The sequence below is a fragment of the Streptomyces sp. NPDC014733 genome (assembly GCF_043083385.1).
Lineage (GTDB): Bacteria > Actinomycetota > Actinomycetes > Streptomycetales > Streptomycetaceae > Streptomyces.
In genome coordinates this window covers 1,043,926-1,065,155 of the sequence record NZ_JBIBYO010000001.1, presented here as the reverse complement: position 1 = coordinate 1,065,155, position 21,230 = coordinate 1,043,926, and the positions used below count along the sequence as shown (strand labels likewise).

The window sequence follows — 21,230 nt, the reverse complement described above, 5'->3', positions numbered from 1 at the left end:
GAGCGCGGTGGGGTGCCCGGGCGGGCGCGGGGCGGCCCCGCGCCCGCGACGCGGAACGGGCCTGCCGCGGGGCCTACGCCTCGCCGTCCTGCCGCTCCGCCGCCTTCTGCGTACAGGCGCGGCAGCGGCCGAAGATGGCGAAGTGCTTCAGGTCGGTGGTGAAGCCGAACTGCTCGTGCAGCGTGGCGGCGAACGGCTCGGCCACCGACAGATCCGCCTCGATCACCTCCGTGCAGTCCCGGCAGACCAGGTGCATGTGGTGGTGGCGGTCGGCGAGGTGGTACGTCGCCGAGCCGTGCCCGAGGTGGGCGTGGCTGACCAGGCCCAACTCCTCCAGCAGCTCCAGCGTGCGGTAGACGGTGGAGATGTTCACGCTGCCCGCGGTCTTGCGTACCTCGGTGAGGACGTCGTCCGGGGTCGCGTGCTCCAGTCGGTCGACGGCTTCCAGCACGAGCTGACGCTGGGGCGTCAGCCGGTAGCCGCGTTTGCGGAGGTCGCTCTGCCAGTCGGTGCTCACCACAGGCCCAGTGTAAGGAGCGCCCGGCCGCCCGAGGAGTCAGCCGACGTGTCCGGCGGCGAGATAACGCGCCAACGAGCGCACCGCGGCCGGGTTCCGGGGCGATTCGACGAGGTCGGCGTAGTCCAGCGCGTAGATCCGGCGGTGCTTGACGGCGGAGACGTTCGCCAGCGGCTTGTAGTGGAGCAGGAAGTCCTTCTTCTGCGCGGCGGTCGGCGAACCGTAGTCGTTGATCACGATGACGTCGGGGTCGCGCTCGACGACGGTCTCCCAGCCGACGGTGGTCCAGGTGTCCTTGAGGTCCTTGGTGATGTTGACGCCGCCCGCCTTGGTGATGATGTCGTCCGGACCGGCGAACGCGCCCGCGGTCAGCGGCTTGTCGGTGCCGCTGTCGTAGAGGAAGACGGTGGGCTTCCGCCGGTCCTCGGGGTGCCCGGCGCGGGCCTCGGCGATCTGCGCGCGGTACTCCCCGATCAGCTTCGCGGCGCGGTCCTCGACGTGGAAGATCTTCCCGAGGGCCGTCAGGTCGGTGTAGAGCGCCTCCAGCGGCGGCATCACCCCGCGGGCGCTGCCGGCGCCGCCGTTGCGGCACGACTCGGTCAGCACGTACGAGCCGATGCCGAGCTTCTTGAGGGAGGCGGGCGTGAGGTCGTTGCCCTCGCCGAAGCCGTAGTTCCAGCCCGCGAGGACGAGGTCGGCGTGGGCGTCGAGGGCGATCTCCTTGGTGATCGCCTTCTTCGACAGCCACGGCACCTTGTCGTAAGCGTCCCGCCAGGCCACCTTGTCGATCCGGCCCCGGTACGGCGGTGTGACGTACCCGGCCATCCGGTCCTCCAGGCCGAGCGCCAGCATCAGGTCGGTGATGCCGATGTCGTTGGTGACGACCCGGGACGGCTTTCGGTCGAAGGTCAGATCGGTGCCGCAGTTCCTGACGGTGACCGGGTAACCGGCGGCTTCCTTGCGGTCGGCGCCCCGCTCCGAGGAGATCTTCGCCCCGCATCCGGTGAGGGGCAGGACGAGGGCGGCGAGCGCGGCGAACAGGGCGGCGGGGCGACGGGACATCGGCGGCCTCATCTGGGGGAGGGGGAGGACGGGGCGGAGGGGGAAGCGGCGCCGTCCGGGGCGGCCTCCGGGGCGGCCGTTCGCTGCGGCAGCCGGTCGAAGAGCAGCTGTACGGCGCCGGTCTCCGGATGGCGGACGCGGTGGGCGCGGACGCCGAAGACCTCGGCGAGCAGTTCGGCGGTGAGCACCTCGTGCGGCGCGCCGGAGGCGACGATCCGGCCGCCGTCCAGGACGTACAGCGCATCGCAGTGCTGCGCCGCGAGGTTGAGGTCGTGCAGCGCCGCCAGCACCGTCAGCCGGCTGTCGCGGACCAGCGCCAGGACCTCCAGCTGCTGGGCGATGTCGAGGTGGTTGGTGGGCTCGTCCAGCACCAGTACCCGCGGTTCCTGGGCCAGCGCGCGGGCGATCAGCACCCGCTGCTTCTCGCCGCCGGACAGGCCGGGGAAGCCGCGGTGCGGCAGATGCCCGGCGCCGACCCGGGCCAGCGCCCGCGCGCAGATCTCCTCGTCGGCGGCGGACGCCCGGCCCGAGCCGCGCTGGTGCGGGAGCCGGCCCATCGCCACGATCTCGGCGACGGTGAAGTCGAAGGTGGCCTGGCCCTCCTGCGGCAGCGCGGCCAGCAGCCGGGCGCCCTCGCGGGCGTCCATGGCGTGCAGATCGGCGCCGTCCAGCCGGACCGTGCCGCCCGCCGGGCGCAGCGCCCGGTAGACGCACCGCAGCAGCGTGGACTTGCCGCTGCCGTTGGGGCCGACCACCCCGATGAGCTGCCCTTCCGCCGCGCGCAGCGTCACGTCGTGGAGCAGCCGCCGCCCGGCGGCCTCCACGGCCAGGTCCTCGATGTCGACGCGCATCAGACGCCCCCTCCGAAGCTGTAGCCGTTCCGCCGCATCAGCAGCACGAAGCCGGGCACGCCGAGCACCGCGGTGATCGCCCCGACGGGTAGTTCGACGGGCGCGATCAGCACCCGGGACAGCACATCCGCCCAGACCAGCAGCACCGCGCCGAGCAGCGGCGCCACCGCGATCACCCGCCGGTGGTCGGCGCCCACCAGCATCCGCGTCACATGCGGCACCAGCAGCCCGACGAAGCCGATCGCCCCGCTGACCGCGACCACCGCCCCGGCCACCGCCGCCACCACCAGGAACAGCTCCCGCCGCAGCCGTCCGGCGTCCACACCGAGCGCCGCGGCCGTCTCGTCGCCCATGGCCAGCGCGTTCAGCCGGCCCGCGGCCAGCCGCAGGTAGAGCACCGCCCCGGCCACCGCGGCGGCGGCCAGCGGCACGGACGGCCAGCCCGCGCCGCTCAGGGAGCCCAGCAGCCACATCACCGCCGAACGGGCCGCCTCACCGCGGTCGGCGGAGAACACCATCAGCGTCGTCACGGCGGAGAAGCCGTAGTACATCGCGGTGCCGGTGAGGACCAGCCGCAGCGGGGTGAGGCCGTGGGAGGTGCGGGCGGCGGCGTACACCAGGGCCATGGCGAGCAGCGCGCAGACGAACGCGGAGGTCGACAGCGCCCAGACGCCCAGCGCCCCGGCGGCGCCGAAGAGGAGGACGGCGTTGGCACCGACGGCGGCGCCGGAGGAGATCCCGAGGACGAACGGATCGGCGAGCGCGTTGCGGACCAGCGCCTGCACGGCGACGCCGATGGCGGAGAGCCCCGCGCCGACGACGGCGGCCAGCAGCGCCCGGGGGAAGCGCAGCTCCCAGACGACGGTGTAGCCCGCGGCGTCCCCGGCCGGGAGGGTCCCGCCGGTCACCCCGGCGGCCAGATAGCGCACCACCTGGCTCCAGCTCACCCCGGCGGAGCCCAGGCCGACGCCGCAGACGACGGAGCCGAGCAGCGCGACGGTGAGGGCCGCGACCAGCGGCGGGAGGGGGAGGCGGCGCACCGGCGCGGGCGCCTCGTGCGGGCGCGCGGTGCGGGGCGCGGGGGCCTGGGAGGGCGTCGGTTCCACGGACGGTCCGCCTTCGACTCGGGCCGTCCTGCAAGTGAAGGCACGGCCCGGCGCGCGGCGGGCGTCCCCTCGCAGTCCACGGCGAGTTCTACAGGAACAGGCGCCGCCGCGGGCGATCGGGCTCACGGACGCTCCCCTGGACGGGGGCTCCGCTTACCGTTGCGGGTCAGCGCCGGACTCTCACCGGACTTCCCCCGCGGGGCGCGTCATGCGTATGCGGTTGTGGGATGTGCGGGACAGTGCGAACACCGTCCCGTACGCCGTCGGGCGGTGCTCAGCCCTCGTACGGGGTGCCGTCCGCGTTGAAGAACGAGACGCCGTCCGGGGTGTCGGCCGGCAGGCTCTCCGCCCACTCCTTGAGGCCGGCGACCTTCTTCAGGTGCGCGGACATGTACGGCCGCAGCGGCACCTCGGGGGTGGCCTTCTCGCCGACCCACATCAGGTCGCTCTTGACGTAGCCGTAGAGCCGCTTGCCACCGGTGTACGGACCGGCGGCCGCGGTGCGGGCGACGGCGTCGGTGGCGAGGTCGATCTGGGGCTTCTGGTCGGCCAGTTCGCCGTACCAGACCTCGACGATGCCCTGGTCGCGGATCATGACGATCTCGACCTTGCGGTCCTTGTCGATGCGCCAGTAGCCGCTCTCGGTCTCCAGCGGACGGACCTTCTTGCCCTCGCCGTCCAGGACCCAGCTGTGCGAGGTGTACTCCAGGAAGTCACGGCCGTCGTGGGTGAACGTGACCTCCTGCCCGAAGTTGCACTTCTCGGTGCCGGGGAAGTCGGCGACGCCCGCGCCTTCCCAGTTGCCGAGGAGGAAGGCCAGGGGAACGAGGGCCGGGTTCAGGTCGGACGGGATCTCGATCATCAGCTCAGGCGATCTGTGGGGAGGGACAAGGCGGCACGTCGGGAGGCGGTCGTCAGCGCTGACCCTGGTAGAGCTTCTTGTAGGTCAGACCGGCGAAGGCGATGACGCCGACGCCGACCAGGACGAGCAGGGTGGTGAAGACTGCCTCAAGCACGTCGTGCTCCTTGGACGGAGTGGGGTGGAACGGACCGGGCACGAGTCTAGTCGGCGCCGTTCGCGACGGCGCTGTGAGGTTCCCCGCGCGCGGAGCGGGGCCGGCGCCTCAGTGCGAGTGGTGGTCGTCGCGGTCGTCCAGCTCGCGCCACCAGCGGTCCGACTCCGGGTCGCCGGACTCGTCCCACCAGCGCTCGTAGGGGCCCCGGCGGTTGGCGACGATCGCCGCGACCGGCGGGATGACCATCGCGATCACGCACATCACCACCGCGGCCGTCACCGACCACATCCGCACCACGCTCCAGGCCAGCACGAAAAGGGTGAGGCAAACCCCCATCATCACGAAGTACCAGCGATGACGGCGTCGGGGAGGCAGCCAGCCGGGCATACCTCCACGGTAAGTCCGCGCAGCCCCGGAAAGAAGCCCCGGCGGCCCGTTCGCGACACGCCCCGCCGGTCCGTACACAGCGCGGAGGGCCGCACCCCCAGCAAGGCGTCCAACCCCGGGGTGCGGCCCTCCGCCGGTGGGTGCGCGACCGCTGCCGCGCACCCACCGCACGCTGTCGTCAGACGGCGATGGCGACCTCCGCCAGGCCGCCCTTCTGCGCGACCACGGTGCGGTCGGCGGTGGCGCCGGGGACGAGGGCGCGCAGCGTCCAGGTGCCCTCGGCGGCGTAGAAGCGGAACTGTCCGGTCGCGGAGGTGGGGACCTCGGCGGTGAACTCGCCGGTGCTGTCCAGCAGGCGGACGTAGCCGGTGACGGGCTCGCCGTCGCGGGTCACGCTGCCCTGGATCGTGGTCTCACCGGGCTTGATGGTCGACGCGTCGGGGCCGCCGGCCTGTGCTCCACACATGGGGATTCCTTGAGGGGTATAGGGGTGGGGCGGACTTACTTGTTGGCGCCGAGCTCGATCGGCACGCCGACCAGCGAGCCGTACTCGGTCCAGGAACCGTCGTAGTTCTTGACGTTCTCCTGGCCGAGCAGCTCGTGCAGGACGAACCAGGTCAGGGCGGAACGCTCACCGATACGGCAGTAGGCGATGGTGTCCTTCGCCAGGTCGACGGACTCCTGCTCGTAGAGGGCCGTCAGCTCGTCGTCCGACTTGAAGGTGCCGTCGTCGTTGGCGTTCTTCGACCACGGGATGTTGCGGGCGCTCGGCACGTGGCCGGGGCGCTGCGACTGCTCCTGCGGGAGGTGCGCCGGGGCGAGCAGCTTGCCGCTGAACTCGTCGGGGGAGCGCACGTCGACGAGGTTCTTGGTGCCGATCGCGGCGACGACGTCGTCCCGGAAGGCGCGGATGGAGGTGTCCTGTGCCTGGGCCTTGTACGCGGTGGCCGGGCGGTTCGGGACCTCGGAGCCGTCGACCAGGTCGCGGGAGTCCAGCTCCCACTTCTTGCGGCCGCCGTCGAGCAGCTTCACGCTGCCGTGGCCGTAGAGCTTGAAGTACCAGTAGGCGTACGAGGCGAACCAGTTGTTGTTGCCGCCGTAGAGGACGACGGTGTCGTCGTTGGCGATGCCCTTGGCGGAGAGCAGCTTCTCGAAGCCCTCCTGGTCGACGAAGTCGCGGCGGACCGGGTCCTGAAGGTCCTTCTGCCAGTCGATCCGGACGGCGTTCTTGATGTGGTTCTTGTCGTACGCGGCGGTGTCCTCGTCGACCTCGACGAGGACGACCTTCGGGTCGTCGAGGTGGGCCTCGACCCAGTCGGCGTCCACCAGAACGTCGGTGCGGCTCATGTTCTTCTCCTCCGGGGCAGTTGCGGGGGTGTGCTTGCGGGACGGGCACGCGGATACGCCGGGGAAGCGCGGCGGCCGAGGGCGGCGCGCGGCGCGGCGTGGCACAACGGGAACGGCGATCAGACGGAGCGGCCGGGGCGGACCGGCCGGCGACGGGGACGGACCCGTCAGACAGGGCGACAGAGCATGGTGGCGACGCGGCACAGGTCGACTGCCCGCCGCTTCGTGAGGTTCGCCTGTCCCCGGAAACGGAGACCGCTCGATGCGCTCTGCATGGCCTCGATCGTAGGGACGGACACCGGGGCCTGTCACCGGTGTGTCACATGACGAGACGCGATTGTCCGCGATACGGAACGAAGACCGCCGCCCGGTGCTCCCCCGCGGGGGCCGGACGGCGGTGGGACGGTGGGGGGTCTGTCGTACGGAACATGCCGTCTCAACGGCTGGACGTGGGGGCAGCCGGGCGGCGGGCGGTCAGCCGGGGAGCTTGACGTCCGTACCGGTCGCGGTGATCTTCACGCCGCCGGGGCCGGTGGTGACCTTGTCGAGCTTGAGGTGGGACGGCAGCTGGTCGAGCTTCCACTCGTGGTCGGTCTGCTCGCGGACCTTGTCGGCGCAGCCGGGGAGCAGCCGGCACATGGTCGGGATGGAGTCGGCGCGCAGCCGCAGGGTGTTGCCCTGCGCGGTGACCGAGCCGGTCACCTCCAGCGAGCTGAGCAGCGGAAAGCTCGGCGAGATCTTCACCTGGCCCCGGCCGTCCTTCTGCCCGCCGTACGCCACCTGCACGTTCGCGCCGGACGCCGAGGTCAGGTCCGGGTAGGAGAGGGTGGCGGTGGCGGTGGCCGACGCGGCCTTCTCGATCGAGCTGTAGTCGTCCGAGAGCCGCACGTCGTGGAAGGTCGCCTTCAGCTTCGCGACCCGGAGCGTGTGGCCGTCGGCGCTGGCCTTGAGATCGCCCAGCGAGGTGTCGACCTCGTCCAGGCTGCGCCCGGCGACCTGGGTCAGGAACGGGAAGCCCTTGATCGAGACCTCCGGATCCGCCGGGAGCGACAGGCTGCCGCGGATCTTCTCCGCCGCCTTGTCCTCGGCGAGATTGACCGCGACGCGGTCGGCGGCGACGAACAACCCGCCGACCACCACCACCAGCACCAGCAGCACCTTCAGTGCGCGCATCGAACCCTTCCCCCACACTCGGCCGGTCCACCCGGCCTGTCGCTTCGTCTCCGTACGTCGCGGAGCCCCTGCCCGCGCACCGGCGAGCCTAGACGACTCACCCGTCCGGACGACCGGCCGCGGGGAACGACGGGGCGACCGGTTCCCGCGCCGCGACCCGGCCCGCGGCGGCTCCCGGAACGCGACCGGCCGTCGGGGGCGCGCGGGGCGCCCGGCGGCGGCCGGTCGGGGAGGCGGTCGGAGAGGCGGGCGGGTCAGCTCAGGACCGGCCCCAGCAGGTGGACCGCCGGGGCGGCGAGCGCCAGCGGCAGCGCGACGCCCGCGGTGAGGTGGACGAAGCGGGACGGGTAGTCGTAGCTCGCCACCCGCAGACCGATCAGCGCACAGCAACCGGCCGCCAGTCCCAGCGCGGCACCCATGGCGCCGAACGCGTTGAGCTGCCCGGCGGCGGCGCCCGCACCGGCGGCGGCGAGCAGCGCCAGGACCGCGGAGACCGGGCCCGGCAGCGGCAGTGCGCGGACCAGGACGGCCAGGGCGACACCGGCGGCGCCCACCACGACCGCGTCCGGGACGGCGGAGAGCTGTCCGGCGGCGAGCACCGCCAGCGCCGTGGAGGTCAGCCCCGCGGTCAGCGCGTACATCCGCTCGTCGGCGCTGCTGCGGTTGCGCAGCTGGAGGACGAGGACGAGCAGGCACCACACGCCGAGCGTGCCGAGGACCACCAGCGGGGCGTCCTCGCGCTCCGTCGCGAGCAGCGCGACGTCCGTCGTCACACCCGCAAGGAACGCCAGCGCGATGCCCTGCCGGGCCGGCCACATGCCGTTCAGCCGGAACCAGCCGGCCGCGGTGACCGCCTGGAGCAGCACCACCGGCACCGCCCGGACGGCCTCCGGCAGCGGAGCGGTGACCGCGAGCAGCAGCGCGAGCACGGCGGTCAGCGCGGCGGGCTGGAGCCCCGGCGCGATGATCGGGGACCGGCCTTCGGCCCGGGCCCGCTGGTTGGGCGCGAGCCCGGAGAGGTCCTGGGGCGCGTCCGGCTGCGGGGCGCCCTGTGCGGCGCCCCGGGGCACGGCACCGTGCGGGGCCGCGCCGCCCTGCGCGCCGCCGGGGGCGGGGACGGTGGGCGCGGCCGGGGCGTGGGGGGCGGTGGCTGCCGGGGCCTGCTCGTACGGGGCCTGCTCGTACGGGGCGGCGGCCGGGGCGGCCTGGGGCTGCCCGTACGGGTCCTGGCCCGGGTGGCCCTGCGAGGGCTGCCCGTACTGCTGCGCCGCGTACTGCTGCGGCGCGGGCTGCTGCCCGTACGGCGCCGGGGCCTGCCCGTACGGCGCCTGGTCGTACGCGGCCCGGCCGTCGTGCCCCTGGCCGTGCGGGGTCCGGTCGTAGGCGGCCTGTCCGTGGGGTTCCTGCCCGTAGGGCTGCTGCGGGGCGTGCCCCTGCCCGTAGGGGGACTGCGGGTACCCCTGGGGGAAGGGCTGTCCGGGGTACGGGCCGGCGGCGTACGGGTCGGGGCCGGGCTGCTGCTCCGGGGTGCCGTAGGGCTGGTGCGGGGAGTCGTTCATGATCGTTTCCTCAGCCTCCCGCGAACGGCGGCAGGACCTCGACGGTGCCACCTTGGACGAGCGGGACGTCCGCGTGGTCGCGGGTGCCGACCTGGGCGCCGTCCACCAGGAACGAGCTGCGCTCCAGGACGCGCGCGAACTCCGGGCGCGCGGCGTGCGCGGTGCGCGCCGCGTCCAGCGCCTCGGCGAGCGTCTCCGCCGCGTAGGGCTCCTCGGCCGTGCCCGCGGCGGCCTTGGCGGCTGCCCAGTAGCGCACGGTGCCAGTTGTTGTCACGGCCGCCTCTTTGTCGTGGATGGGTGTCGTGGATCTCGTGGGTGCGGGGGTCCCCGGTGCGGGGGTCCCGCCGCGGCGCCGGAACAGGGGCACCCGGACCGCGCCGTCCATGATGGCGTACGCACGGCCGGGCGCGGCGCGGCCGGGGGCCGGACGGGCGGCTCCGGCACACGGCCGGCGGAGGCCCGTGCACCCGTGCACCCGATGAGGCCATCGGATATCCGGTTGCCGCGGGCAAGTGTTCGCATAAGGTCGTACGGTGTTGGTCCGACTCGCGTGGGCGCATCTTCGGCCCCATAGGCGCGCAATATCGTTGATCGTCCTCCTCCAGCTCATCCAGACGCTGGCCACCATCTCCCTGCCCACCCTCAACGCCGACATCATCGACCACGGTGTCATCCACGGGGACACGGGCTACATCCTGCGCGTCGGCGGCGTCATGATCGCCATCGCGCTGCTGCAGGTCGCCTGCGCGACCGGCGCCGTCTACTTCGGCGCCCGCACCGCCGGCCGGCTCGGCCGGGACATCCGGGCGGCGGTCTTCGACCGGGTGCAGACCTTCTCCGCCCGAGAGGTGGCCACCTTCGGCGCACCCTCGCTGATCACCCGCACCACCAATGACGTCCAGCAGGTCCAGATGCTGGTCCTGATGACGTTCACGATGATGGTGTCCGCGCCGATCATGTGCGTGGGCGGCGTGATCATGGCGCTCAACCAGGACGTCCCGCTCTCCGGCCTGCTGCTGGTGATCGTCACGATCCTGGGGATCTTCGTCTCGGTCATCGTGCGCCGGCTGCGGCCGCTGTTCCGCAGCGTCCAGGAGCGCATCGACACCGTCAACCGCGTGCTGCGCGAGCAGATCACCGGCATCCGCGTCATCCGCGCCTTCGTCCGCGACCGTCACGAACAGCAGCGGTTCGCCGCCGCCAACCGTGACCTCTACGACGTGTCGCTGCGCTCCGGCAAGCTGATGTCGACGATGTTCCCGCTGGTCATGATGATCGTGAACCTCTCCAGCGTCGCCGTCGTCTGGTTCGGCGGGCTGCGCATCGACTCCGGTGCGATGCAGATCGGCGCGCTCACCGCGTTCCTCAGCTACCTCATGTACATCCTCATGTCGATCATGATGGCGACGTTCATGACGATGATGCTGCCGCGCGCCGAGGTCTGCGCCGAGCGCATCCAGGAGGTGCTGGACACCGACAGCAGCGTCGTCCCGCCCGAGCGGCCGGTCACCACCCTCGGCCGCCCCGGCGAGCTGGAGCTGCGCGGCGTGGAGTTCCGCTTCCCCGGCGCCGAGGAGCCCGTCCTCAAGGACATCTCGCTGCTCGCCCGGCCCGGCGAGACCACCGCCGTCATCGGCTCCACCGGCAGCGGCAAGTCCACCCTGATCGGCCTGGTGCCGCGCCTCTTCGACGCCACCGGCGGCACCGTCCTGGTCGGCGGCGAGGACGTCCGCACCCTCGACGAGGCGACGCTGGCCCGCACCATCGGCCTCGTCCCGCAGAAGCCGTACCTCTTCTCCGGCACCATCGCCTCCAACCTCCGCCACGGCGACCCGGACGCCACCGACGAGGACCTGTGGCGGGCGCTGGAGACCGCGCAGGCCAAGGAGTTCGTCGCGGCGATGGAGGGCGGTCTCCAGGCGCCGGTCGCGCAGGGCGGCTCCAACGTCTCGGGCGGTCAGCGTCAGCGCCTGGCCATCGCCCGCGCACTGGTCGGCAAGCCGGACCTCTACCTCTTCGACGACTCCTTCTCCGCCCTCGACTACGCCACCGACGCCGCGCTGCGCGCCGCGCTGGCCCGCGAGACCGGCGGCGCGAGCGTCGTCATCGTCGCCCAGCGCGTCGCCACCATCCGCGGCGCCGACCGCATCGTCGTCCTCGACGGGGGCCGCGTCGTCGGCACCGGCACCCACGCCGAACTGATGGCGGACAACGCAACGTACCGGGAGATCGTGCTCTCCCAGCTCACCGAGCAGGAGGCGGCGTGACCACCGCGGACAAGGAGACGGAGACCCGCGGCGAGGACGCCGCGGAGGCGGAGGAGCTGCGCCGCACCGCGCGCCCCACCGGACCGGCCCGCGCCATGGGCGGCCCGCCGCTGGTGAAATCGCTGGACTTCAAGGGCTCCGGCAAGCGGCTGCTGGGCCAGCTGCGGCCGCAGCGCGCCGCGCTCACCGGCGCGCTGCTGCTGACCGTCGCCTCCGTGGCGCTCACGGTCACCGGCCCGCGCGTCCTCGGGCACGCCACCGACCTGCTCCTCGCCGGACTGATCGGCCGCGATCTGCCGTCCGGCGTCACCAAGGCGCAGGCCGCCGAGCAGCTGCGCGCCCACGGGCAGGGCGGTCTCGCCGACCTCATCGGCACCCTGCCGCTCGTCCCCGGCCACGGCATCGACTTCACCGCCGTCGGCACGGTCCTGCTCTACGCCACCCTGATCTACGCTGCGGCCACCCTCTTCGGCTTCCTCCAGGCACGGCTGGTCACCACCGCCGTGCAGGGCACCGTCTTCCGGATGCGCGAGCAGGTCGAGGAGAAGCTGTCGCGGCTGCCGCTGAGCTACTTCGACAAACAGCAGCGCGGTGAGGTGCTCTCCCGCGCCACCAACGACATCGACAACATCCAGCAGACGCTCCAGCAGAGCCTGAGCCAGATCGTCACCTCGCTGCTGACCGTCCTCGGCGTCCTCGCGATGATGTTCTGGGTCAACCCGCTGCTGGCGGTGGTCGCGCTGATCACGGTGCCGCTGTCGGTGCTCGTCGCCACCCGGGTCGGCAAGCGGGCGCAGCCGCAGTTCGTCAAGCAGTGGTCGTCCACCGGCAAGCTCAACGGCCATGTCGAGGAGATGTACACCGGCCACTCCCTGGTGAAGGTCTTCGGCCGTCAGAAGGAGTCCGCCGACCGCTTCCGCGAGCAGAACGACGCGCTCTACGAGGCGAGCTTCAAGGCGCAGGCCATCTCCGGTCTCATCCAGCCCGCGATGACCTTCGTCGGCAACCTCAACTACGTGCTGATCGCCGTCGTCGGCGGACTGCGGGTCGCCTCCGGCGCGCTCTCCGTCGGTGACGTCCAGGCGTTCATCCAGTACTCCCGCCAGTTCAGCCAGCCGCTCGCACAGTTCGCGGCGCTGGCCAACCTGGTTCAGTCCGGCGTCGCCTCCGCCGAGCGGGTCTTCGAACTCCTCGACGCCGAGGAGCAGACGCCCGACCCGGAGGAGTCCGCCGCGCCGCCGCGCACCGCCGGACGCGTCGCCTTCGAGAACGTCTCGTTCCGCTACGACGAGGAGAAGCCGCTGATCGAGGGCTTGTCGCTGACCGTCGAGCCCGGCCAGACCGTCGCCATCGTCGGCCCCACCGGCGCCGGCAAGACCACCCTCGTCAACCTCCTCATGCGGTTCTACGAGACCCGCTCGGGCCGGATCACCCTCGACGGCACCGACATCGCCGGGATCGGCCGCGAGGAACTGCGCTCCCGTATCGGCATGGTCCTCCAGGACACCTGGCTCTTCGGCGGCACCATCGCCGAGAACATCGCCTACGGCGCCCCCGACGGCACCCCGCACGAGAAGATCGTCGAGGCGGCCCGCGCCACCCACGTCGACCGCTTCGTGCGCACCCTGCCGGACGGCTACGACAGCGTCGTCGACGACGAGGGCGGCAGCGTCTCGGTCGGCGAGAAGCAGCTGATCACCATCGCCCGTGCCTTCCTCGCCGAGCCCGCCATCCTCGTCCTCGACGAGGCCACCAGCTCCGTCGACACCCGCACCGAGGTGCTGATCCAGCAGGCCATGGCGCGGCTGCGCACCGGCCGGACCAGCTTCGTCATCGCCCACCGCCTCTCCACCATCCGCGACGCCGACCTGATCCTGGTCATGGAGTCCGGCGCCATCGTCGAGCAGGGCACCCACGACACCCTCCTCGCCGCCGACGGCGCCTACGCCCGCCTCTACGCGGCCCAGTTCGCCGAGGCGGTGGTGGAGGCGGAGTAACTCACCGGCCGTCCCGGCCGCCGGCAGCCGGGACGGCCCTGGCTGTCAGGCGGCGTACGGGTCGGTGATGGTGTGGCGCCGCTGCGCGGTGTCCAGGACGTGGCGGGGGAAGCGCGGGCCCGCTGTGTAGTGCCGCCCTCGGGTCTGTCCGACGGCGTTCAGCAGCCCGGTCCTGGTGAGGGACTGGAGATCCCTCGTCGCCTGCTGGGTGTTGAGCGCCTCCGCCTTCTCGTAGCGCGAGCGCCGCACCCGGCCCACCATCGCGACTTCGTGCAGAGCGGTCAGCTGGCGCTCGGTGACGCCGAGGTCGTCGGCTGCTTCCATCAGCTGGATCCAGCAGCCGTTCGACCGGTCCACCCGGTGCTGTACGCGCTGGGTCTGCTGGTGAGAGGCGAGCAGGTTGAACCGGATCCACGGAAGGGTGTCGCGTTCAGGCGACCAGACGGGACCGCCCACCTCGCGGAGCACCTTGTAGTACTCCCAGGTGTTGCCCGGCATGCCCAACCACTCCTCGATGGAGGAGAACTCCGGGGCGAGCACTCCACCGCGGGCGATGACCAGGGTCTGGAGCGAACGGGACATCCGGCCGTTGCCGTCGGACCACGGGTGGATCTTCACGAGGTTCAGGTGGGCCATCGCGGCCCGCACGAGGACGTGATGATCGAGGTCCCCCTCGTTGAGCCAGGTGACGAGTGCGCCGGTGAGGTCGGGGAGGAGCTCGTGATCGGGCCCCTCGTAGTCGGTGGCGAACTCGTCACCGGGGGCCGTGATGCGGATGGCGGTTCTGCGCCATTGCCCTGCGGTGGTGAGAGGGTGGTGGTGTCCCTGGAGCATCCAGGTGGAGACCGTTGAGGAGCCCCTTGCTGTAGCAGAAGTCGGGGGCGTCGTGGAGCGACTGGATGTACAGCATGGCCTGCTGGTAGGCGAGCGTCTCCGCCTTGTTCTCCTCGCTGGCGTCCACGTCGCGTTCGCCGTCCATCAGGTCGGCCACGTCCTTGGCGTCGACCCGGTAGCCCTCGATGGTGTTCGAGGCGGCGATGGCGCCGGCGGTCAGGGCCTTACGGAGATCGAGTTCCCACTTCCTGGGGACCTGCTGTACCGCATGCCGGAGCTGCTCCCGCAGGCCGTCGATCTCGTCCAGGACCCTCTGGTCGGCGGGCTGAAGGTGCGGGGTGCGATAGAGCGTGACGCAATGATACCTACTTCCTGTCATTGCGCCGTGGGTAGCCGCTCCGCGATCCACCCCCCGATCCGGTCCAGCAGTTCGGGGGCGGCGGCGTTCTCCGCGTGGCCGAAGCCCGGTTCCAGCCAGAGGTCGCAGGTGGCCGGGGAGGCGGCGGCGTACAGCATCCTCGGGTGGTCGAGGGGGAAATACGGGTCGCGGTCGCCGTGCACGAGGAGCAACGGGACGGGCGCGATCAGCGGGACCGCGGCGACGGGGGAGAGCGGCACCGGATCCCAGTCCTCGGGGTGGATACGGGTGCGCAGGCCGACGCGGGAGACGAGGCGGCCGGTGGGGCGGGTGACGGCCCAGTGGAGGCGGCGCATCGGAGTGGTGCCGCGGTAGTACCAGCGCGCGGGGGCGCTCACCGACACGACCGCATCGGTGTGAGCTGCGGTGCGCCCCCTGTGCGCCGGTCGGTACAGCGCGGCGTGCCGCAGCACCACCGAGCCGCCCATGGAGAAGCCGAGGGTGGCGACGCGGCGGTGGCCCAGCGCGCGGGCCCAGCGGACCGCCGCGGCCAGATCCTCCACCTCGCGGTCGCCGACGGTGGAGCGCCCGCCGGAGCGCCCGTGGCCGCGGAACGAGAACGTCACCACCGCCGCCCGGCCCCGGAACGCGGCGGCCGCGCGGCGCAGCGTCGGACGGTCCAGGGAGCCGGTGAAACCGTGCGCGACGACCAGCGCGAGGGTGCCGGCGGCGCCCGCGCGGGCCCCGTCGGCGGTGCCGTCGCGCGGGGCGTACGCGGCCTCGATCCGGACGCCGTCGGCGGTCAGCAGCGACGCTCGGCGACCACGTGACGTGACCGAAGGAACACGGGAGCGGCCGGGATCGACCTCGGGTCCGGGGGACATGTGGGCTATTCTGCTGGGCGTGGAGGATCCGGGCAGCGAAGCCCCCGGATCCTTTTGTGCTTTCGGACAGGCACGGTGCGTGGCCGAAAGCAGCGTACGAAGCAGTGCCGCAGACTCCCCCGGCCGAGGCCGGGTGGTGCCCCCGTCGCAGGGACCGAGGAGGAACCAGACGTCATGGGCGAGCGAAGCGAGCAGTACCGACAAGAACGGGCCGGGTACCGGGCAGGTGGTCGGAAGTGAGTTCCCTCCTGCTGCTGACCAATGCGCTGCAACCGTCGGCGGAGGTGCTCCCCGCCCTCGGCCTGCTGCTGCACGGTGTGCGGGTGGCTCCTGCCGAGGGCCCGGCCCTGATCGACACCCCCGGAGCGGACGTCATCCTCATCGACGGCCGCCGCGACCTGCCACAGGTGCGGTCGCTGTGCCAGCTGCTGCGGTCCACGGGCCCCGGCTGCCCCCTGATCCTCGTGGTGACCGAGGGCGGACTCGCCGCCGTCACCGCCGACTGGGGCGTCGACGACGTCCTGCTCGACACGGCGGGCCCCGCCGAGGTCGAGGCCCGGCTGCGGCTGGCCCTGGGCCGCCGCCAGCTGTCGGTCGACGACAGCCCGATGGAGATCCGCACCGGTGATCTCTCGGTGGACGAGGCGACCTACAGCGCCAAGCTCAAGGGCCGGGTCCTGGACCTGACCTTCAAGGAGTTCGAGCTGCTGAAGTACCTCGCGCAGCACCCGGGCCGGGTCTTCACCCGCGCCCAGCTGCTCCAGGAGGTCTGGGGCTACGACTACTTCGGCGGCACCCGCACCGTGGACGTCCACGTCCGGCGGCTGCGCGCGAAGCTCGGCCCCGAGCACGAGTCGCTGATCGGCACCGTCCGCAACGTCGGCTACCGCTTCGTGGTGCCGGACAAGGCGGAGCGCGCGGCCGAGGCGAAGGAGAAGAAGGCCGCCGCGGCCGCACCGTCCGAGAAGCGGACCGCGGCCGCACCACCCGCGAAGGAGGCCGTGCGCTCCGGCGCCACGGCGACCGGGGCGCGGTCCGGCAAGAAGTGAGCGCGGGCCGACGGTTCACGGCCCGGGCCCTGCCACACCCGCCCCCTTGAACCGTCGGCCGCCCCCTGGGGAGCCCCCCGTTCACCCGCGTAGACTGCCGCGCGTGGCCAAGGTGACGCGGGATGATGTGGCAAGGCTGGCGGGGACCTCGACCGCGGTGGTCAGCTATGTCATCAACAACGGACCGAGGCCGGTCGCCCCGGCCACCCGGGAGCGGGTGCTCGCCGCGATCAAGGAGCTGGGGTACCGCCCGGACCGGGTCGCGCAGGCGATGGCGTCGCGCCGTACCGACCTCATAGGGCTGATCGTCCCCGACGCCCGGCAGCCGTTCTTCGCGGAGATGGCGCACGCCGTGGAACAGGCCGCGGCCGAGCGCGGCAAGATGGTGCTGGTCGGCAACGCCAACTACCTCGACGAGCGCGAGGTCCACTATCTGCGTGCCTTCCTCGGGATGCGGGTCTCCGGACTGATCCTCATCAGCCAGGGCCCCAGCGAGCACGCCGCCGCGGAGATCGACGCCTGGGACGCCCGGGTGGTGCTGCTGCACCGCAGGCCCGACGCGATCGACGATGTCGCGGTGATGACCGACGACGTGTGGGGCGCCCAGCTCGCCACCCGTCATCTGCTGGAGCACGGCCACCCGTACGTCGCGTTCCTCGGCGGTACGGAGCAGACGCCCAAGTCCGGCGACCCGGTCACCGACCACGTCGAGGGGTGGCGCCGGGCGATGCTGGAGGCGGGCCGGTCGCTGGAGGGCCGCTACTTCCAGGCCCCGTACAACCGCTACGACGCCTACCGGGTCGCGCTGGAGCTGCTGGCCGGGCCGGACCGGCCGCCGGCCCTGATGTGCGCCACCGACGACCAGGCCATCGGCGTGCTGCGCGCCGCGCGGGAGCTGCGGATCGATGTGCCGGGGGAGCTGGCGGTCGCCGGGTTCGACGATGTGAAGGAAGCCGGGCTGACCGATCCGCCGCTGACGACGGTCGCCTCGGACCGGGAGGCGATGGCGCGCGCCGCCGTCGATCTCGTCCTCGACGACGGGCTGCGGGTGGCCGGGTCGCGCCGCGAGCGGCTGCGGCAGTTCCCCTCGCGGCTGGTGGTCCGCCGCTCCTGCGGCTGCGGCGGCTGACACCGGGCGCCTCCGGGCGGGTGTTCTTATACCGGGCATACCCACTTCTGCCGGGTCTCTCAGGGCGTTCTCACCCCGTTCTCATGGTGGCCGCGCACAGTGATCACATGACCGAGAGCTACCGCCGCAGCGGCGATGAGATGTCCCAGGACGGGCCGTACGGCTACGGCCACGGCGACCACGCCCGCACGGGCGGGGCCGGCGCGGCGTACCCGCCACCGCCTCCGTACGCGCCCGGCGGTGAGGGCACGTACGCGGGGTTCGCGGGTGCCAATCCGGCCGCGCCGCAGGCGTCCCAGGAGGCGCCGCGGCGCCGGGCGCGGCGGCCGGTCGCGCTGATCGCGGCGGTGGCGCTGGCCTCGGGTCTCATCGGCGGCGGCAGCGCGGCGCTGATCGCCGGGGCGACGCAGCACGGGCAGGGCTCGACGGTCTCCGCGCCGCTGGTCAACGCGGGGAAGACCAGCGGGAGCGGGGTCGCCGCGGTGGCGAAGGCGGTCAGCCCGTCGATAGTCGAGATCCAGGCGCGGACCGGCGAGGGCCGGTCCACCGGCTCCGGTGTGGTCGTCACCGCCAAGGGCGAGATCGTCACCAACAACCATGTGGTGGCCGGCGCCCGCACGGTGACCGTCGCGTTCAGCGACGGCAGCCGGAAGACCGCGCGCGTCGTCGGGACCGACCCGGACAAGGACCTGGCGCTGGTCAAGGTGGACGACGCGAAGGGGCTGACGCCCGCGAGCCTCGGGGACTCCGGTGGGTTGGCGGTCGGCGACCAGGTCGTGGCGATCGGCTCGCCGGAGGGCCTGACCGGCTCGGTGACCAGCGGGATCGTCTCCGCGCTCAACCGCGACGTCACCGTCCCGAAGAGCGACGGGCAGAGCCCGGACCAGGGGCCGGGCGGGGACCAGTGGCCGTTCGAGTTCGGCGGCAACCGCTACAACGGCGACACCGGCTCCTCCAAGACCTCGTACAAGGCCATCCAGACCGACGCCTCACTCAACCCCGGCAACTCCGGTGGTGCGCTGATCAACATGGCCGGGCAGGTCGTCGGCATCAACTCCGCGATGTACTCGCCGAGTTCGGCGAGCAGCAGCACCGCCGGGAGTGTGGGCCTGGGGTTCGCGATCCCGATCAACACCGTGAAGGCGGACCTCGCCGCGCTGCGTGGGGGCGGCAGCGGCGGGCCGAACAGCGGGGTGTGATCCCGGGGGAGGGGTGACGGGACGGCTGGGCCGGTGTGGGGCCGGCCGGCCGCCCCGTCGCCCGTTTCCCGCGTCCGCCCGGGCCGTGTGCACGGCTGCCGCCCGGCCCGACCTCCCCTCGGGCCGGGCCGTCCTCGTGCGACGCTTGCCCCGGGCGGCCCGCCGCCCCCCGTTCCGTATCGCGTCCAGAGGTATCCAGAGGTAGTCGCGCATGAGCCCCGCCGACCACGGTGACCAGCCCGCCCGCATCCTGATCGTCGACGACGAGCCCGCGGTCCGCGAGGCGCTGCGGCGCTCGCTGGCGTTCGAGGGGTACGCCACCGAGGAGGCCGTCGACGGGCTCGACGCCGTCGAGAAGGTCGCCTCGTACGATCCCGAGCTGATCGTGCTGGACGTCCTGATGCCGCGGATGGACGGGCTGACCGCCGCCCGCCGGCTGCGGGCGAGCGGGGTGACCGTGCCGATCCTGATGCTGACCGCCCGCGACACCGTCGGCGACCGCGTCACCGGCCTCGACGCGGGCGCCGACGACTACCTCGTCAAACCCTTCGAACTCGACGAGCTCCTCGCCCGCATCCGGGCGTTGCTCCGCCGCAGCTCCTACGCGGCGGCCGCCGGGGCGCCGCCCGCCGACGGCGACGTCCTCGCCTTCGCCGATCTGCGGATGGACCTGGCGACCCGCGAGGTGACCCGCGGCGAGCGGCCCGTCGAGCTGACCCGGACCGAATTCACGCTGCTGGAGATGTTCCTCGCGCACCCGCGGCAGGTCCTCACCCGCGAGCAGATCCTCAAGGCCGTCTGGGGCTTCGACTTCGAACCGACCTCCAACTCCCTGGACGTGTACGTGATGTATCTGCGCCGCAAGACGGAGGCGGCGGGCGAACCGCGGCTGGTGCACACGGTGCGCGGCGTCGGCTACGTCCTGCGCGCGGAGGGCGGCGGCGAATGACCGCGCAGCCCCCGCCGCCGCGGGCCCCGGGCGGCGCCACCGCGGGGGAGCGGGCGCCCGGGCTGCTGGCGCGCGCCGCCCGCCGCTACCGGCAGCTGCCGCTCCGCTCCCGTCTCGCGATGCTCACCGCCGTCGCGGTGGCCCTCGCCGTCGCGGCGTCCGCCGCCGCCTGCTGGCTGATCACCCGCGACCGGCTCACCGGACAGCTCGACTCCACGCTGCGCAGCGTCGACGTCGGCCAGGGCTACGTCCAGGCGCTGAAGATCTCCTGCTCGGGGACGGCCGACGGGCAGGTGGCGTTCCAGCCGACGCCGTACACCGTGCAGCTGGTGTCGACCTCCGGGGACGTGTGCACCTCGCCGGAGAAGGACCCGATCCCCGCGCAGCGCGCCGATGTGGCCGTCGCGGACGGGCGGCTGAACTCCGCCGTCCACACCACCCGCTCCGTGGACGGCACCCCGATGCGGGTGGCGACCCTGCACTACCCGGGCCCGCTCACCGACGCCCGCGGCAACCGCATCGCGGTCTCCGTCGCCGCGCCGATGGACCAGGTCACCCAGCCGCTGAACCAGCTGGCGCTGGTGTTGCTGATCGTCTCCGGGGTCGGGGTGCTGGGCGCCGCGACCGCCGGACTGTGGGTGGCGCGCGCCGGGCTCAAGCCGGTCGACCGGCTGACCGACGCCGCCGAGCACATCGCCCGCACCGAGGACCTCACCATCCGCATCCCGGCCGACGGGGAGGACGAGATCGCCCGGCTGTCGCGGGCGTTCAACTCCATGACGGCGGCGCTGGCCGCCTCCCGGGAGCTGCAACGGCAGCTGATCGCGGACGCCGGGCACGAACTCCGTACGCCGCTGACCTCGCTGCGTACCAACATCGATCTGCTGGTGCGCAGCGAACGCGCCGGCCGGCCGATCCCGCCCGCCGACAAGGAGGCGCTGCTGACGTCGGTGAAGGCGCAGATGGGGGAGTTGGCGTCGCTGATCGGCGATCTCCAGGAGCTGTCGCGGACGCCGGACGCCGGGCCGGGCGGCGGCACCTCGCTGCGGGTGGTGGCGCTGCACGACACGGTCGCCACCGCCCTGGAACGGGCCCGGCTGCGCGGCCCGACGCTGACGATCACCTCGGACCTGGCGCCCTGGTACGTCCGCGCGGAGGCGGCGGCGCTGGAGCGCGCGGTGGTCAATCTGCTGGACAACGCGGTGAAGTTCAGCCCGGCGGGCGGCACCGTCGAGGTACGTCTCGCGGCGGGCGAGCTGACCGTACGCGATCACGGTCCGGGCATCGCGGAGGACGAGCTCCCGCATGTCTTCGCCCGGTTCTGGCGCTCCCCGTCGGCCCGTTCGCTGCCCGGCAGCGGTCTGGGCCTGTCGATCGTCGCGCGGACGGCGGAACAGGCCGGTGGCGGCGTGCTGCTGCGGCCGGCGCCGGGCGGCGGTACGGAGGCGGTGCTGACGCTGCCGGGGGCGCCCACCCCGCCGCCTCCGGGGCCCCCGGCGGGCACCCCGGAGTGAGGGCGGGCCCGGCCGGGCCCCGGCCCGTACCC

The 21,230-nt window shown here is 72.9% G+C and carries 20 protein-coding genes, 1 pseudogene and 1 riboswitch; of the genes and pseudogenes, 7 read left to right on the top strand and 14 right to left on the bottom strand.

From position 1 onward, the window contains the following. Positions 1-73: 73 nt before the first annotated feature. From ACF1BH_RS04855 to ACF1BH_RS04800, 12 genes are all read right to left on the bottom strand, one after another. Positions 74-520 carry a Fur family transcriptional regulator gene (locus ACF1BH_RS04855; RefSeq protein WP_391640946.1) on the bottom strand — a complete coding sequence of 149 codons (447 nt, stop codon included), beginning with the start codon at positions 518-520 and terminating at the stop codon, positions 74-76. Positions 521-556: 36 nt separating this feature from the next. Beyond that, positions 557-1,579, bottom strand: coding sequence for an ABC transporter substrate-binding protein (locus ACF1BH_RS04850; RefSeq protein ID WP_391640945.1), 1,023 nt, complete (start codon positions 1,577-1,579; stop codon positions 557-559). Between the two features lie 8 nt (positions 1,580-1,587). Next, positions 1,588-2,430, bottom strand: a complete 843-nt coding sequence (locus tag ACF1BH_RS04845) for an ABC transporter ATP-binding protein (RefSeq protein ID WP_391640944.1) — start codon at positions 2,428-2,430, stop codon at positions 1,588-1,590. Beyond that, positions 2,430-3,536, bottom strand: a complete 1,107-nt coding sequence (locus tag ACF1BH_RS04840; RefSeq protein ID WP_391640943.1) for a FecCD family ABC transporter permease — start codon at positions 3,534-3,536, stop codon at positions 2,430-2,432. Before ACF1BH_RS04840 ends, ACF1BH_RS04845 begins: the two co-directional genes overlap by 1 nt. A 110-nt stretch (positions 3,537-3,646) precedes the next feature. Continuing rightward, positions 3,647-3,731: riboswitch (cobalamin riboswitch) on the bottom strand. 79 nt (positions 3,732-3,810) lie between these two features. Next, positions 3,811-4,398, bottom strand: a complete 588-nt coding sequence (locus ACF1BH_RS04835; protein ID WP_391640942.1) for an FABP family protein — start codon at positions 4,396-4,398, stop codon at positions 3,811-3,813. A gap of 262 nt (positions 4,399-4,660) precedes the next feature. Continuing rightward, entirely contained in the window at positions 4,661-4,888 is a 228-nt protein-coding gene (locus tag ACF1BH_RS04830; RefSeq protein WP_037679231.1) for a hypothetical protein, read from the bottom strand. A 229-nt stretch (positions 4,889-5,117) separates the two neighbouring features. Beyond that, positions 5,118-5,405 carry a DUF1416 domain-containing protein gene (locus ACF1BH_RS04825; protein WP_030286290.1) on the bottom strand — a complete coding sequence of 96 codons (288 nt, stop codon included), beginning with the start codon at positions 5,403-5,405 and terminating at the stop codon, positions 5,118-5,120. 35 nt (positions 5,406-5,440) lie between these two features. Further along, positions 5,441-6,286, bottom strand: coding sequence for a sulfurtransferase (locus tag ACF1BH_RS04820; protein WP_391640941.1), 846 nt, complete (start codon positions 6,284-6,286; stop codon positions 5,441-5,443). Between the two features lie 167 nt (positions 6,287-6,453). Continuing rightward, positions 6,454-6,561: an Ms5788A family Cys-rich leader peptide gene (locus ACF1BH_RS04815; protein ID WP_391640940.1), complete on the bottom strand. Its 108-nt coding sequence runs from the start codon at positions 6,559-6,561 to the stop codon at positions 6,454-6,456. Between the two features lie 199 nt (positions 6,562-6,760). Further along, positions 6,761-7,459: a DUF2993 domain-containing protein gene (locus ACF1BH_RS04810; RefSeq protein WP_391640939.1), complete on the bottom strand. Its 699-nt coding sequence runs from the start codon at positions 7,457-7,459 to the stop codon at positions 6,761-6,763. A gap of 254 nt (positions 7,460-7,713) precedes the next feature. Further along, positions 7,714-9,018, bottom strand: a complete 1,305-nt coding sequence (locus ACF1BH_RS04805; RefSeq protein ID WP_391640938.1) for a hypothetical protein — start codon at positions 9,016-9,018, stop codon at positions 7,714-7,716. Between the two features lie 10 nt (positions 9,019-9,028). Continuing rightward, the gene (locus ACF1BH_RS04800; protein WP_391641018.1) at positions 9,029-9,274 is read right to left on the bottom strand and encodes a MoaD/ThiS family protein; all 246 of its coding nucleotides are present in this window, start codon (positions 9,272-9,274) and stop codon (positions 9,029-9,031) included. Between the two features lie 277 nt (positions 9,275-9,551). Between ACF1BH_RS04800 and ACF1BH_RS04795 the strand changes: the two genes are divergently transcribed. Then, on the top strand, positions 9,552-11,285 hold the full coding sequence (locus ACF1BH_RS04795; RefSeq protein WP_391640937.1) for an ABC transporter ATP-binding protein: 1,734 nt from the start codon (positions 9,552-9,554) through the stop codon (positions 11,283-11,285). Between the two features lie 95 nt (positions 11,286-11,380). Next, positions 11,381-13,282: an ABC transporter ATP-binding protein gene (locus tag ACF1BH_RS04790; RefSeq protein ID WP_391641017.1), complete on the top strand. Its 1,902-nt coding sequence runs from the start codon at positions 11,381-11,383 to the stop codon at positions 13,280-13,282. A 45-nt stretch (positions 13,283-13,327) separates the two neighbouring features. On the opposite strand, the pseudogene ACF1BH_RS04785 reads toward ACF1BH_RS04790, so the two are convergent. Next, positions 13,328-14,495: pseudogene (locus ACF1BH_RS04785) on the bottom strand (Fic family protein). After that, positions 14,492-15,358, bottom strand: coding sequence for an alpha/beta hydrolase (locus tag ACF1BH_RS04780; protein ID WP_391640936.1), 867 nt, complete (start codon positions 15,356-15,358; stop codon positions 14,492-14,494). Before ACF1BH_RS04780 ends, ACF1BH_RS04785 begins: the two are co-directional and overlap by 4 nt. Before the next feature lie 236 nt (positions 15,359-15,594). Here ACF1BH_RS04780 and ACF1BH_RS04775 point away from each other — a divergent pair, with 236 nt between their 5' ends. From ACF1BH_RS04775 to ACF1BH_RS04755, 5 genes are all read left to right on the top strand, one after another. Next, positions 15,595-16,407 carry a response regulator transcription factor gene (locus ACF1BH_RS04775; protein WP_391640935.1) on the top strand — a complete coding sequence of 271 codons (813 nt, stop codon included), beginning with the start codon at positions 15,595-15,597 and terminating at the stop codon, positions 16,405-16,407. Positions 16,408-16,510: 103 nt separating this feature from the next. Continuing rightward, positions 16,511-17,536 (top strand): LacI family DNA-binding transcriptional regulator, encoded by a 1,026-nt coding sequence (locus ACF1BH_RS04770; protein WP_391640934.1) that lies wholly within the window; start codon positions 16,511-16,513, stop codon positions 17,534-17,536. 107 nt (positions 17,537-17,643) lie between these two features. Beyond that, positions 17,644-18,735 (top strand): S1C family serine protease, encoded by a 1,092-nt coding sequence (locus tag ACF1BH_RS04765; RefSeq protein ID WP_391640933.1) that lies wholly within the window; start codon positions 17,644-17,646, stop codon positions 18,733-18,735. Positions 18,736-18,946: 211 nt separating this feature from the next. Next, complete coding sequence (locus ACF1BH_RS04760) at positions 18,947-19,684, top strand: response regulator transcription factor (protein ID WP_391640932.1); 738 nt, start codon at positions 18,947-18,949, stop codon at positions 19,682-19,684. Further along, the gene (locus tag ACF1BH_RS04755; RefSeq protein WP_391640931.1) at positions 19,681-21,198 is read left to right on the top strand and encodes an ATP-binding protein; all 1,518 of its coding nucleotides are present in this window, start codon (positions 19,681-19,683) and stop codon (positions 21,196-21,198) included. The genes ACF1BH_RS04760 and ACF1BH_RS04755 overlap by 4 nt, the downstream gene beginning before the upstream one ends. The last annotated feature ends 32 nt before the right edge of the window (positions 21,199-21,230 follow it).